The sequence below is a fragment of the Rhizobium aethiopicum genome, from assembly GCF_014197535.1.
Lineage (GTDB): Bacteria > Pseudomonadota > Alphaproteobacteria > Rhizobiales > Rhizobiaceae > Rhizobium > Rhizobium aethiopicum_A.
The window spans coordinates 128,465-141,812 of record NZ_JACIFV010000007.1 but is presented as its reverse complement, the minus strand read 5'-3'; the positions used below and the strand labels follow the sequence as shown (position 1 = coordinate 141,812).

The window sequence follows — 13,348 nt, the reverse complement described above, 5'->3', positions numbered from 1 at the left end:
AATTAATCGTCCGCGGCCGGCGGCGGCTCCCAGCCGAAGACGCTGCGGCCGCCGAAATCGGCGGATTGGCGGAATTCGCCGGCGATGATCTCCTTGAGATCGGGACCCGTAACATAGCGTTCCATCTGCCGGGATTGCTCGTCCAGGCGCTTGAGCGCCTGCAGTTCTTCCTCGCGCCCGAGCTTGCCCTTCAGCACCGCCGATTTCATCACGCCGATCGTCTCGTCATAGACCCTGAGCGGCACCGGGAAGGGATGACGATCCTTGCCGCCGTGGGCGATGGAGAAGCGCGCCGGGTCGGAAAAACGGCAGGGCGCACCGTGTACCACTTCCGCCACCATCGCCAGCGCCTTCACCGTCCGGGCGCCGACACCGGGAACGAGGAGCAGCTCCTGAAAGTCCACCGGCCCGCGGTCGGCCGCAGCCGCCAGATTTCCATGCAGGCGCCGCATGTGAACATCGCTCTCGCGCACGTCGTGATGGGCGGGCATGATCAAATGCGGCAGCATCGGCTGATCGGCGGGTTCGGGCGCCGGCTCCTCCGCACGCATCAGCGCGGCAGCCTCACGAATGATCCTGTCGGGGCCGAGCGTTGCCAAGAGGTCGAGCTGACCACGCCGTGAGCGCTCGGCGCGTTTATCGGCGAGATTGACAATTTCGCCCTGACTTCTGCCTTCAATTGCCGCATGCGGCGAGTCGACGAAACTTTCGAGCCCTTCGGAGAGCCAGTGATAACGCCGGGCCTGCCGCCTGTCGCCATTCATGCCTTGCTGCACTACCACCCAGTGTCCGTCATCGGCGACGATGAAGCCGTGCAGATATAGATCAAAGCCGTCCTGCAACGCGGCGCTGTCAACCTTGGCGATCAGCCGGCTCGTCGTCGCCAGCCCCTGCCCATCGAGACCGACGCGCTCGCCGATCGAGACGAGCTCCTGCGGTGTCTTGCGCGAATGCGTGCCTCGGCCGCCGCAGACATGCAGGCCGAGCTCGCCGGCGCGCGGTTTCAGCCCGCGCTTCAACGCACCGAGAACGCTTGTCGTAATGCCGGAGGAATGCCAATCCATGCCCATGACCGCGCCGAAGGACTGGAACCAGAAAGGATGCGCGAGCCGGCGCAGAAATTCATCGCGGCCGTAATGATGAACGATCGCTTCTGTGATCAGCGTTCCCAGCCGCGTCATCCGGTCGCCGAGCCAATGCGGGACGCGCCCCCCGTGAAGGGGAAGGTCGGCACTGCCTGCTCGTCGTGACATTTCTTTTCCTACATCTTCTATGCCAGTCCGCCCCGGCAGCAGCGTCCTAGTCGGGAACCGCTCGAAATTTCAGGCGTTTGCTTTCAGTCGAAACGCCGAGGCAAACATGACCGCATTTCAAACCATGTCCGATCAACCGTACCTGACCCGAACAAAAGCGCAACATCCGAGCGGCGAAAAAGAGGGATCTACGGCATTGCGGCTCCAGGGACGTGCGGAAAAAGCCGCCTTTCTGATCAACGGCAACAAATATTTCGCCGAAGTCTCACGGGCGCTGCGGCAGGCGCGACGTGCCGTCTGGATCGTTGGATGGGATTTCCATCCCGATATTCGCATGGAGCCCGAAAAGTCCGATGAAACCTTGGCCGACCTGCTGCATGCTCTGGCTGCGGCAAATCCCGAGCTCGAGATACGCATTCTTGTTTGGACGTTGGGGCCGATCTATTCGGACAAATCAATCGATCTGCTCCGGAAGAAGAACTTCCCGAGGAATGCCAGGATCGATCTGCGCTTCGATCTTCAGAGTGTCCTGCGCGGTTGTCATCATCAAAAGCTTGTCTGCATCGACGACACCGTCGCCTTCATCGGCGGCATCGACCTGACGGCAAGGCGATGGGATACCAAGCGCCATCGCGCCAAGGACAGGCTGCGGCGCGACCCCGAAGGAACTCCCTACGATCCGCTGCATGACGTGCAGGCCATGGTCACTGGTGACGCCGCCCGGCTGATCGGCGATATCGCCAGACGGCGCTGGGAAGCGGCGACCGGCGAAAAGCATCAGCCGCTTTCCGAGGACATGCCCTTCGCCTGGCCGGATGATCTTGCCGTTGCCATGCGGGACATTCCCGTTGGCTTCGTGCTGACGGAGCCCGCGACCACCTGGCGCACCGGCATCTGCGACGGGATTGCTTCAACGTTGGAGATCATAGCCCGCACCCGGCGCCAACTCTATATAGAGGCGCAATATCTCGCTTCCTTCCGCGTTGCCGAAGCCATTGCCAAACGGCTGCAGGAGGAGAATGGACCAGAGGTCATCGTCATCTGCACGCGCAGCTCTCACGGGCTGATCGAAAAGCTCGTTATGGGAACCAATCGCGATCGCGTCATCCGCCTCCTCAAACGCGCCGATCGGGCAAACCGGCTGCGTGTGTATTATGCGGTCGTATCAGGACCTGCGCCGGGGAATGAAGGCGAGATTGAGGTGCTCATTCATTCGAAACTGATAATCGCCGACGACGAACTGATCCGAATCGGCTCCTCCAATCTCAACAATCGCTCGGAGGGGCTTGATACGGAATGCGATCTTCTGCTCGAGGCTGGTGACGGCGAACATCGGCGCGCCATCGCGGATCTGCGCAATCGCCTGCTGGCGGAATATCTGGGAACGACCACCGATACCTTTGCCGCGGCTTACGGGCAAAGCGGTTCGGTAATTGCGGCCATCGACGCGCTGAACGACGCTCCAGGCCTCAGAGAGTTTCCCGTCGATCTTTCCGGCAGAATTTCGCCGATCACAGGTACGGCGATCTTTGATCCCGCGCGGCCTTTCCTGCTCCTACACCGATTGGGCCTGGGCGCTCTCCTCCGCCGCTTCGTCCGCACCGCGTGACCGGCGGAAGACAAACTCGGTGATGAGAAGAAGCACAGTGCCGAGCGCCAGCGGGATGAAGAAATAAGCGCATCGGAACGCAATCAGCGCCCCGATCGATGCCTCTTGCGGCACGGCATAAGAGACGGTCGCCTCCAGCACCCCCAGGCCGCCCGGCACATGCGTCGCCAGGATCGCCGAATTGGCGAGGACGTAAGCCGTGACCGACCTGAAGAAGGCCACGTCGCCGAAGGTCGAGAGCATCTGGTGCAGGCAGGCGGACACCAACATGAAATTGGTCGTGCCGACACACACCTGCGCGACAGCGATGGAGAAGCGTGGCAGTTGAAACGACCAGCGCCACAGCTTGAGCCGGCCGCGAATGAAGAACGCCAGCCCTGAATAGATAGCCGGCACGATCAGCGCCAGCAGCCCGAAGATGCGTGTGCTTGCCGCATCGGTGTGCAGCAGGCGTGCTGCATCATCAGGATTGATGGTCAGCGCCAGCCCACCGAGCGTGACGAGCCCGAGTCCCACAGTGACGCCGCAAAACAGGACGATCTTCGCTACATCCTCGGCAGTCAGCCCCCAGCTGGAATAATAGCGATAGCGGAAGGCACCGCTGCTCAGGCCCGCAAAGCCGATATTGTGGCCGAGCGAAAGACTGATGAACGAGGCGAGCATGATCTTTCGGAAGGGCAGAGATTTGCCGAGCGAACGGATCGCCAGCAGATCGAAACAAGTGAGGCAGAGATAGGATGCGGCCGCGAAGAGCAGCGCGATGCAGAAGGTCGACAGAGGAATGCTGCGCACCGATTGGACGATCTGGTCCAGGCTATACTTCTGGAACACGCGGTAGAGAAGGAAGACCGCAAGACAAAGCCCGGCAACGAGCAGTCCATTCAAGATAGTTTTTTTCAGGCTCATCGATCATCATTCCGACATTAGGGCGGCGAGGCTCGTCTTCTGGAACGATCAAAGGAGTTCAGTGTTCCCCGGAGAAGGAACGGTTATCCGCTTCCTCGGGGGAACGAGCATTTACAGGGCCATGCAGGATAGACCAATCAAACTCCTGACCTATAACGTACATAGCTGCATCGGCAGTGACCGGAAACTCGATCCCGGCCGCATCGCTTCCGTCATTGCCGAGACGGGGGCCGACATCATCGCGCTTCAGGAGGTCGACGTCGGCAGGCGCCGGACAGGCGGCATCGATCAGGCACACGTTATCGCTTCGCTTCTGAAAATGCAGGCGCATTTCCACCCCGCCTTGTCGGTCGCCGAAGAACAGTATGGCGATGCGATCATCACCGCCCTACCGACAGGCGTGATCAAGGCCGGCCCGCTGCCCTCGGCCGGCGAGACCAGGGGGGCGCTCTCGGTGGAAATCATCGCCGGTGACAGGAAGCTGCTCGTCGTCAACACCCATCTCGGCCTTCGCGGCCGCGAACGCATCCAACAGATGACGACGCTGTTGAATTCCGGCTGGCTGCACGGAACCGCGGAAGCTCCGTTGCCAACTGTTCTCTGCGGCGATTTCAACGCCATTCCCTCGTCGGCGACATATCGGCTCGTCGCGCGCTCCCTCAGGGATGCGCAGCTTGCCGGCGGGGATGCCCCGAAAGCGACCTTCCCCTCCCGCTACCCGCTGATGCGCCTCGACCACATCTTCGTCACCGACGACCTTGTTGTCCGACGCGCAATGGTCCTCCAAACCCGGCTGACGAAGGTCGCCTCCGACCACCTGCCTCTCCTTGCCGAAATCAGTTTCGCCTGATCACTCGCCGTCGCCCGCGCGGGCCACACTCCGAAGCATCCGGCACAAAACGACATTCGACTTCGTCCCTTGAGGGATAATGGCTGCCCGAACTGCAGATGTTTGCCACGCGGCAGGTGAAGGTCGTGATGGCGGGTGCGTCAGTGACGGCTGTAGAGCGGCGGCGCTACTTCTTCGTCAGCGAGCTCCGGGTAAAGATGTCTGCGCGTGCGGGCGAGTGCTTCCGCCTCCCGGCGGTTCCGCTCCAGCAGCACGGCAGTAACATCCTTGTACGGTTCGCCCTCCGATACGGCGACGCGGACAGTTCCGCCCTGCGAGAGGAAGTCGCAGAACGACCGCACCGAGCGAAGACGCGTCGTAATCTCGACGTAGCGATCGTCATGTCCAGCCATGTTCGCCTCCGTTAGAGCGGTAGGATGTCACGAACACTTCGGCGAGATGATGGCATCCCTTCCATGGTGAAGAAACCGACGCGCGATTTCACAGAGAACCACTACTGCCATCACCGCCGCGCAAGCTTTCGATTCATCGCAGCGACGGCAAGCGGCAGCGCCGTTGTCACAACGGTTCCCCAAGGCAGCCGTCTCAGCCCCCTAGCGATGACGAAGGCACTCGCCATCGCGCCGGCGAGCTTCAGCCACGGTTGATCGCCGAGCTGGGCATGGGCGCTGGAATCAGCCCACCGGACGTTTTCGGTTACAACCGTCGCGGCCTGGCGTCTGATCCCATGAAGGCGAGCCCGAAGGATTTCGAGCTCCCACCTCAACTCCTGCAGCCGGCTTTCCAGAATGTGCTGCCCGGAGGTCCGCACCGGTTCGCCGACATGATCGTCGGTCTGGGCGGACACATCTCTGCTCAATGTGGCAAAGTAGGCTCGGTATTCTGCCTCGTTCGCGAAGCCCTCACGGCGAACGAGATCCGGATTGATGGTCGGCTCTTCTCCATTCGGCCCTGAAGCGGCGGCATCGCCGCGGTTATCTTCCGCGCCGAGGGCGGCGGCCTGATCCTTGATCATGATGCGTCTCCCGTTGGTTCCTTGCGGCAGAACGCACGATAGCTCTAAATGATCCGTGCGCCGATCAGGCGGGCAGCCACCCATATCGCGGACGTCACCGGCACGATGTGCTGAAGCGCTCAGGGCGGAAGTCCGCAAGCAGCGGGTGGCGGCGGCCCGTGGCGATCTCATCCGCCAACAGCTCGCCGGCAATCAGGCCAAGGGTGGCGCCGCTATGGCTGAAGGCGACGAAGTAACCGGGGGCCGATGACAGCTCGCCGAAAACAGGCTCGCCATCGCCAGGAATAGGCTTCGGACCAACGCCATAATCTTCGATCTCAAGCACCGGATTGCCTTCGAGGACTCTCGATGCCTCTCGCAGCAGTCCCTGCAGCGTCGATTGCCTGATATTGTAGCTGCCGTCGGGGTTGGCGCTCACCTCTTCCTCCGACCAGGCGGAATCGAGTGCGAAGCCGCCATTGGGCATCGGTCGAATGGCGACGCGCGGCGTGTTGAGCACAGCCTTCAACGGGTGGCGGATCGGCTTTGTCCTGACAAGAAGGGCGATGGGCGTCGCATCCTCGATCTGCTGGCCGGCCTTCGCTACGATCGTGGGAACCTTGCTGCCTGCAGCGAGCAGCACGGCGTCGGCGTCGCGGCGCGTGCCGTCCGCCGTGATCACGCAGCGGGCACGCGCATCTCTGATATCGACCGCTGCTGGCCCGGCATCTGTGATGATCTCGCCGCCCAGCGCACGGAATTCTTCCGCAAGCCTACCAATCAGGGATGGAAGATCGACCCACCCCTCCCCGGGATTGAAGATTGCGCCTTGCGGCGTCACGGCGCTTGGGTCGACGCCGGGCGTCACCGCAGCGACCTTCTCCGAGGTGAGCCATTGTGCGTGATAGCCGAGGTCACGTTCGTATTCGAAGACTTCGGCGATCTCGTTGCTGGCGTCGTCCGCGTCCCAGGTCAGACCGCCGTCGAAGCGCAGCCACGGCGCGTTGGGATATCGAGCAGCCAACGTGCGATAGCGGTCGATGCCTGCCAGACGCAGCCGGTGATAGGCATCGGAGCGCTTTCGCGCCGAGTTCAGCCAGGCAAGCGACCGGCCGGAAGCCCCGTTGGCAAGTGGGCCGTCATTGATGAGCAGAGTTTCAACCCCAAGCCGGGCCAGATGGAGCGCGGTCGAGACGCCGAAAATCCCGCCGCCGATGACGACGACCTTCGAAGGTTTGGTGGAAGCATTCATGTCGGGTACCTGTTCCTGCTCTTGCTTGATCGAACCGAATTTGCACGCCTTACGGCTGGCGCCTCAGAGCACTTCCGCAAGGAAGCGCTTCAGCCGTTCGCTTTGCGGATTGTCGAAAATTTGCTGCGGTGAGCCGGCTTCGACGATACGGCCCTCATCCATGAAGACCACCTGGTCGGCGACGCGGCGGGCAAACCCCATCTCATGCGTCACGACGGCCATCGTCATGCCCTGGCGGCCGAGCGTCGCCATCAGGTCGAGCACGCCCTTCACCAGTTCCGGATCAAGCGCGCTCGTCACCTCATCGAACAGGATGACCTCCGGATCCATGGCCAGCGCCCGCGCGATCGCCACCCTTTGTTGCTGCCCGCCGGAGAGGCCCGCCGGTCGATGGTCGCGGCGCGCGGCGAGACCGACATCCGCCAGACGCGCCTCGGCGATGCGCCGCGCCTTCTGCCTCGACATCTTCTTGATCTTCGTCAGTGCAAGCATGACGTTTTCGAGAGCGGTGTGATCGGGAAACAGATTGAAGTGCTGAAATACCATGCCGACACGGCGACGAAGCTTTTCCGGCCGCATTGCCAGGATGCTCTCGCCGTCGAGCAGCATATCGCCACTCTTCGGCTCGACGAGCCTGTTCATGCAACGCAGCAGCGTTGATTTTCCCGAGCCGGAAGGGCCGATGATGCAAGTGACCGTCCCGGCGGCGATATCGAGATCGACGCCCTTGAGAACATCGAGTTCGCCGTAGGCCATGCTCAAATCCCGGATTTGCAGCGCTCCGCCCTGGAAATGCCGGCTGTCCTCGCTGGCGGCGGTGGTGGTGGAATAGGTGCCTGCAGCAGCAAGCTCGCTCACCTCAACTAATCCGCTCGCGGGGCCGAGACCGCGCCCCTGTTTTCCTAGACGCAGCCTCGCGTCGATATAATTGACGAAGTGGGTCAGCGGCACGGTGATCACGAGGTAGAAAACACCTGCCAGAAGCAGTGGCGACAGGTTGCCGGTCACGACCGCCTGGTCTTGGCCGACACGGAAAATCTCCCGCTCGGAGGCGAGCAATCCTAGGAAATAAACAAGGCTCGAATCCTTGACGTTGCCGATGAACTGATTAACCAGCGCCGGCAGCACGCGCCGCACACCCTGCGGAATGACGATCAGGCGCATGCCTTGCCCATAGCTCATGCTGAGTGCCCGGCAGGCTTCCATCTGGCCGCGCTCGACGCTTTGGATGCCCGAGCGAAAAATTTCGCCGATGTAGGCGCCGGCAATCAGGCTGAGCGCCAGTATGCCGAGCGGGAATGGCGACGGGCCGAAGATATCCCGTCCGATCCTGGCAAAGCCCTGGCCGATGATCAGGATCGTGACGATGGCCGGCAGCCCGCGAAAGATATCGGTATAGATCCGCGCCGGCAGCCGCAGCCAGCGAGACTGAGAGATGCCCATCACGGCAAGAACCATGCCGATGACGACGCCGAGCACGGTCGAGGCCGCGGCAAGGATCAAAGTATTTTTCAGGCCGACACTGATCATGCTCGGCAGCACGTCCGCCATCGCGCTCCAATCGAGGAAGCTGCGGCGCAGATTGTCTATCCAGTTCATCGTGATCCCCATGAGGCATTGTCGGGCATGCAGCCGCCGAGACTAGGCCGTCCGCCTCTGCGGACGGCCCGATGCCTCATTTCTTGGGGAGATATTGATCCGGCATCGGTGAGCCGGGGAACCACTTCTCATAGAGCGTCTTCCAGGTTCCGTCCTGCATCGCGTCGTGAAGGGCGCCGTTCAGCGCCGTGCGGAAGGCATCGTTTCCCTGCCTGATCACGAAGCCCGCCGGTGCATCGAAGGACGGGATGTTGACGGCGACCTTCAGCGCGGGATAGCGCTCGCCATATTGCTTGGCGGCCTCGTAGTCGAGGAAATGCGCATCGATCGTGCCGTTGTTGAGTGCGGCGACGGCGGAATTGTTGTCAGGAAATTTCACGAGGTCGGTCTCGCCAAAATTCTTGGCGGCGTAGACTTCCTGTAAGGTTCCCTGCACGACGCCGAGCCGCTTGCCCTTCAGCCCGGCCGCGTCCTTGATGGCGGCGTCCGACGTCAACACGGAGAGATAACCAGCGAGATAGCCGTCGGAGAAGTCGACGGTCTTCTTGCGGGCTTCGGTGGTTCCGATCGCGGCGACGGCAACGTCGAACCGCTCGTTTGCCACCGATGGCAGGAGCGCCGAAAATTCCTGACCGGTGAACGTCACCTTGTCTTTCGCAAAGCCAAGCCGGGACACGACGTTGAGAAACAGTTCGATGTCGAAACCGGTGAATTGGCCATCCGCGGTCGCAAATGTATAGGGCTTGGCATCGCCCATCGTGCCGACGCTGATGACGCCGGGCTCGATCAGATTGTAGGGATTGTCGGCCGCTGCTGCGAAACCCACTCCTATCGCCAGAAAGCAAGCCGCGAGGGCGGCTTGCAGAGGCGCAATGACTGCCGAAAGTGACTCAAAAAGCTTCATGCTCGTTCTCCGCTCTGAAAGGTGATGCTCTTGCCGGCTTATCTGTTTACCCGCTTGCCGCCCTTCCGCGGCAACACGATCTGCAGAGATACCGGTCTCTATCAAAAAGAGACCGGTCTCACCACATAATTGATAACTGTCAATTGACCGGCCGTCAATAACTCTTGTAGTGCTGCGGCATGGAAGATTCCGCTGCTCCGAAACGTCCAGTCACGGTCGCCGACGTCGCGAAGGCGGCACGAGTGTCGAAAGCGACGGCCGCCCGCGTGCTCGGCGGCTACGGCGTCGTCAGCGGTAAGATCAAGGATCAGGTCATGGCGGCGGCGGCCGCACTCGAATACCGGCCGAACGAACTTGCGCGCAGCATGAGCACCGGCCGGTCCGGCATCATCGGGATCGTCGTCGGCGATATCGAAAACGCCTTCTTCAGTCTGGCGGTGCGTGGTATCAGCGATGCGGCTCGGCTCGCCGGCTTCAACGTGATCATTTCCAATTCGGGCGAGAAGCTTGACGCGGAGAAATCAGCCGTCGACCTCCTGATCGGCAAGCGTGTCGATGGCTTGATCGTGACGCCCGCCCGCTGCGACAGCATCGACCATCTCCGGCACGTCGGCCGCGCCGGCATGCCGCTGGTCCTCTTCGACAGGAGTATCCCGGAGCTCGGTGTCGACGCCGTGACCGGCGATGACCGCGAGGCCGCCATCGCCGCCGCCCGGTTTATGGTCGAGGCAGGACATCGACATCTCGCTTACGTTTCGGCCATGGACGTCGAGGATGGCGGACTCGATATCGCCCGGATATCGAATTCTGCCGTGCGTGAACGCGTGGAGGGCTTCGTGAGCGTCCTGACGGAGGCAGGCTTGCCCAACCCCCTTCACTACGTGCGGCTCGGCGCGACGAACCAACCGCAGACGGACGCCGTGATCAAACGCCTGCTCTCGAATTCATCCCCGCCAACGGCGATCCTCGCATCGGATAGCCTGGTGGGGCTGCGCGTCTTCAAGTCGCTGCAATCACTCGGCCTCTCAATTCCCGACGATATCTCGATGATTTCTTTCCTGGATGCCGATTGGACAAGCGTTACCGTCCCGCCAATTACCGTCGTCGACCAGCGCGTCTACGAGATGGGCAAACTCGCTGGCGAGCGGCTCGTCGCCCGCATCGAACAGATCCCCCTTGCCGTGGAACGGCTGCGGGTCAGCACGAGCCTCGTGATACGCAGCTCCGTCGCAAGGATTGGTGGACTTGGCCCTAAGCGGGATGTGAATTGACGTCTAATCGAAAAGCTCACCGTGGCCAATCTGCTCCCGCTTGCCTGGCACGTCGCTAATCACCGGGTCGTCGGCAGGATCGGGATCTTTTCTGTTTGCTTCGGTTAGAAACCGCGCCGCCTCGAGGAATGCGACCGAGATTTCGTCGGTTCCCCATCCGGCTTCATTGGCGGCGGCGATCAGCTTCTCCAAAGCGTCGCGCGCAGCAGCGCTCGCTTCTTCGAAGCGCTGAGCGGGAGCCTCGGCTTTTGGCGGAGGAAAGGTCATCGGCGTTCCCTTCATGGTCTGGCTACCCAGGATGAACGCAGCTCCCCCGAAATGGATGCACCACCAAGACGATTTAGCGGCGGAACGCGCCGGCGCTCTCGATCAGATCACCGTCTGCAAAAGAAACGGGGAACGCTCCAGCGGACGCTGGGCGAGGATCCTCAGCATGGCCGGACCTTGTATACCGGTTGTCGTGCGCGAGCGGCCGTCGTGATAGACGACCGTCATGACCTGGTTGAGAATATCATAGCGTATCTCAGCAATCGTCCGGGTGTGAACCGGAAATATAAATTCGTCGGGCTCGGAGATTTGCCCGGAGGTTTTCAAAGTCATCGCGATGCCCCAACGATAACAGCGCCCTGTCCCTCGTCCCCCTGTTTCAGTGCATCCGGCCGGAAATCATAAGCGCTGAGCGGCCCAATCAAGCATATATTGCTTCCATGGTCGCGTGACATCGGCGTGACACGCTATTGCGCGTTAAAAAAACTCTTGTAAAACAGGTGCTTACAGAGGCGACGAGCGCCTGCGAAAGTCACGCAATTAGTGCAATGTCGTCTGTAACGCATGGACACGAGCGGCCTGCGGCCAGCGTTCGCTCCTGCGCGCGAGCGACCGGACGGCCTCCTCCACCGCAAGAACCGCGTCACTCAGCCGCTCGATCTCATAATCGAGTTCATATCTCTCGGACTCACCAAGATCATGCCTGTCAAGCAGCCCTCTCGCCGCTTCGATCAAACGCTCCGCGCGCCGCACAATATCGAGAGCGCTTCGTATAAGGACGTCGAGCATGCATTTTCCCTCCTTGCCCAACAGAGAGAGTTAGGCAGAATCGGAATGCTGGCAATCCTAAATCTAGTCAGATCCGCTCGCGCATCCTGTCGTAAAAATACCTGAGATCTCGTAAGGCCGACGGCTCACGGTGGCGCGGTGGGGAGAGTTGACGTGAGACAAACACCAACAAACCCGCGACAGCAGCCATGAGAGCAAACGTCGAAATCGGATAATGCTTCACCAAATCCTCGGTCTCGCGGACCGCTTTTCCGGCGCCGCTCTTCGCCGAACGCCCGGCACTGATGACCTGTTGTTGTAGCCTATCAACCTGTTGCCGCAGAGCGCTCAATTCTGTCCGCAAGTCGTCCTCGGCCTGACGGGGGACCCCGACAGAGGCGGTGTTGATATCGACGATCGCTTTCGGAACCGGTTCGCCGATCTTGGCTCCTTCGGTATCGAGCGTCGTCCCCACAGTGTTCTTGCGGCGCGGCATGATCAGGTTTCCTCTCTAGTCGTTATCGAGCGAAAAAACCGGTCGGTAATGGCGGTCGGCAATAAGCAAACCCCGGTCGGGCCGGATAATGTAGATCTCCTCGACTTGCCGCCCCCATTGATCCGTGAAGGTGTGCGGAAAAGATGAACCGACCGGCGATTTCGTCAGCTTTGTACGCGGTTGCCCGTGATAGGTGATGCTGCCTGGAATTGGGGCCAAGCCCGCCGATGAGTGGCTGCCGGGGCTGGTGCAGCCCGTCAGCGCGATGGCCAAAACCAGCCCCAGTCCCACGCTCCGCCTCATCGAATCCTCCGGCTATTTCGTCATTCGCCTGTCGCGCAAGTAACAAGAGGCGGCGGACATTGTTCCGGAATCCGGTGGCACCAGGCAGGAGTTCCTCTTCGAACAGGAACAACCCTGCCATGGCCTAGTGGATCATATCATGGCTGACGTCATCGAGGTCGATTTCCACCTGGTTTGGCAATATCCGGTTTTCATCCGCACCGCGGAAAGCGAGCAGCAGCGCATAGAAGGTCCGGACGCGGCACTCGACGTCCTGAACCATCGCTGGTCCAAGGTTCGGGGCGGCGGTTATTTCGAAGCGAAGCGGCGCTGCGTCGATGCGCTTCGCCGACGCGGAAGCGCCGAACTGGCGCGCCAACGTTTCATCCAGGCCGCCATTGCCGCGGGTGTCCTTGCCTGAGGCAAGCAAGGCTCGGCACGGCTCTCGAAACAGCTGGTCCGTGCGCTAACGCACCAAGGAAACAAGCGGCTTGGTATCAAACAGGGCGGGCATTATCTTGATTGAGTGAGGGGCGACGACATTAAGCGGCAATCGTGGCGGGCGTTCATGGCGATTTTCTACAGACCGATATTATCGCAGGATTTCAGATGCCTGTCGAAGGCCGTCATGAGCTGGTATCGCCATTTCGGCGTCTCGGTGAGCGAACACGACAGCCAGATCCTGTGCAGCGCCGCCATCCAGCTCTTCAATGACGGCAAGACCGATGTCGACGACCTCGCCGCAGGATTGATCGAGATGTTTCCCGCTCCGGATCTGCTCAAGATCAACGCTCCGACATCGCAGTCGATCCACTAACGTCTGTTCGAAAGCTGGAATCTCTCTTGCGCAAACGCGCAGATAAAGGCCTACTGTCCCGGGCCAGGGCGGCCGCGGCC

General features: G+C 61.1%; 17 protein-coding genes. 6 read left to right on the top strand and 11 right to left on the bottom strand.

The window, feature by feature from the left end:
• Positions 1–2: 2 nt before the first annotated feature.
• Entirely contained in the window at positions 3–1,253 is a 1,251-nt protein-coding gene (locus tag GGD53_RS12670; protein WP_184456406.1) for a DUF763 domain-containing protein, read from the bottom strand.
• 106 nt (positions 1,254–1,359) lie between these two features.
• On the opposite strand from GGD53_RS12670, the gene GGD53_RS12665 reads away from it, so the two are divergent.
• Positions 1,360–2,862: a phospholipase D-like domain-containing protein gene (locus tag GGD53_RS12665; protein ID WP_184456404.1), complete on the top strand. Its 1,503-nt coding sequence runs from the start codon at positions 1,360–1,362 to the stop codon at positions 2,860–2,862.
• Here GGD53_RS12665 and GGD53_RS12660 read toward each other — a convergent pair.
• On the bottom strand, positions 2,809–3,768 hold the full coding sequence (locus tag GGD53_RS12660) for a lysylphosphatidylglycerol synthase domain-containing protein (protein WP_184456402.1): 960 nt from the start codon (positions 3,766–3,768) through the stop codon (positions 2,809–2,811). The two genes, GGD53_RS12665 and GGD53_RS12660, sit on opposite strands and share 54 nt — an antisense overlap.
• A 121-nt stretch (positions 3,769–3,889) precedes the next feature.
• Between GGD53_RS12660 and GGD53_RS12655 the strand changes: the two genes are divergently transcribed.
• Positions 3,890–4,618: an endonuclease/exonuclease/phosphatase family protein gene (locus GGD53_RS12655; protein ID WP_184456400.1), complete on the top strand. Its 729-nt coding sequence runs from the start codon at positions 3,890–3,892 to the stop codon at positions 4,616–4,618.
• Between the two features lie 140 nt (positions 4,619–4,758).
• On the opposite strand, the gene GGD53_RS12650 is transcribed toward GGD53_RS12655, so the two are convergent.
• The 5 genes from GGD53_RS12650 to GGD53_RS12630 form a co-directional block, all read right to left on the bottom strand.
• On the bottom strand, positions 4,759–5,010 hold the full coding sequence (locus GGD53_RS12650) for a hypothetical protein (protein WP_184456398.1): 252 nt from the start codon (positions 5,008–5,010) through the stop codon (positions 4,759–4,761).
• A gap of 110 nt (positions 5,011–5,120) precedes the next feature.
• Positions 5,121–5,633, bottom strand: a complete 513-nt coding sequence (locus tag GGD53_RS12645) for a hypothetical protein (RefSeq protein ID WP_184456397.1) — start codon at positions 5,631–5,633, stop codon at positions 5,121–5,123.
• A gap of 94 nt (positions 5,634–5,727) precedes the next feature.
• Positions 5,728–6,864 (bottom strand): NAD(P)/FAD-dependent oxidoreductase, encoded by a 1,137-nt coding sequence (locus tag GGD53_RS12640; RefSeq protein WP_184456395.1) that lies wholly within the window; start codon positions 6,862–6,864, stop codon positions 5,728–5,730.
• Positions 6,865–6,927: 63 nt separating this feature from the next.
• A complete protein-coding gene (locus tag GGD53_RS32125) occupies positions 6,928–8,463 on the bottom strand; it encodes an amino acid ABC transporter permease/ATP-binding protein (protein ID WP_184456393.1) in 1,536 nt (511 codons plus the stop codon).
• A 76-nt stretch (positions 8,464–8,539) separates the two neighbouring features.
• A complete protein-coding gene (locus tag GGD53_RS12630) occupies positions 8,540–9,367 on the bottom strand; it encodes an ABC transporter substrate-binding protein (RefSeq protein WP_184456391.1) in 828 nt (275 codons plus the stop codon).
• A gap of 179 nt (positions 9,368–9,546) precedes the next feature.
• On the opposite strand from GGD53_RS12630, the gene GGD53_RS12625 reads away from it, so the two are divergent.
• Positions 9,547–10,638 carry a LacI family DNA-binding transcriptional regulator gene (locus GGD53_RS12625; RefSeq protein WP_184456389.1) on the top strand — a complete coding sequence of 364 codons (1,092 nt, stop codon included), beginning with the start codon at positions 9,547–9,549 and terminating at the stop codon, positions 10,636–10,638.
• A gap of 3 nt (positions 10,639–10,641) precedes the next feature.
• Here the strand turns inward: GGD53_RS12625 and GGD53_RS12620 are convergent, their stop codons facing one another.
• From GGD53_RS12620 to GGD53_RS12605, 4 genes are all read right to left on the bottom strand, one after another.
• A complete protein-coding gene (locus GGD53_RS12620) occupies positions 10,642–10,905 on the bottom strand; it encodes a hypothetical protein (RefSeq protein WP_184456387.1) in 264 nt (87 codons plus the stop codon).
• A gap of 102 nt (positions 10,906–11,007) precedes the next feature.
• A complete protein-coding gene (locus GGD53_RS12615) occupies positions 11,008–11,238 on the bottom strand; it encodes a hypothetical protein (RefSeq protein WP_184456385.1) in 231 nt (76 codons plus the stop codon).
• 207 nt (positions 11,239–11,445) lie between these two features.
• On the bottom strand, positions 11,446–11,694 hold the full coding sequence (locus GGD53_RS12610) for a hypothetical protein (protein WP_184456383.1): 249 nt from the start codon (positions 11,692–11,694) through the stop codon (positions 11,446–11,448).
• 67 nt (positions 11,695–11,761) lie between these two features.
• The gene (locus GGD53_RS12605) at positions 11,762–12,169 is read right to left on the bottom strand and encodes a hypothetical protein (RefSeq protein WP_184456381.1); all 408 of its coding nucleotides are present in this window, start codon (positions 12,167–12,169) and stop codon (positions 11,762–11,764) included.
• Positions 12,170–12,365: 196 nt separating this feature from the next.
• Here GGD53_RS12605 and GGD53_RS12600 point away from each other — a divergent pair, with 196 nt between their 5' ends.
• From GGD53_RS12600 to GGD53_RS12590, 3 genes are all read left to right on the top strand, one after another.
• Entirely contained in the window at positions 12,366–12,515 is a 150-nt protein-coding gene (locus tag GGD53_RS12600) for a hypothetical protein (RefSeq protein ID WP_184456379.1), read from the top strand.
• Positions 12,516–12,611: 96 nt separating this feature from the next.
• A complete protein-coding gene (locus tag GGD53_RS12595) occupies positions 12,612–12,872 on the top strand; it encodes a DUF982 domain-containing protein (RefSeq protein ID WP_184456377.1) in 261 nt (86 codons plus the stop codon).
• 147 nt (positions 12,873–13,019) lie between these two features.
• Positions 13,020–13,268 (top strand): hypothetical protein, encoded by a 249-nt coding sequence (locus GGD53_RS12590; protein ID WP_184456375.1) that lies wholly within the window; start codon positions 13,020–13,022, stop codon positions 13,266–13,268.
• Positions 13,269–13,348: the final 80 nt, after the last annotated feature.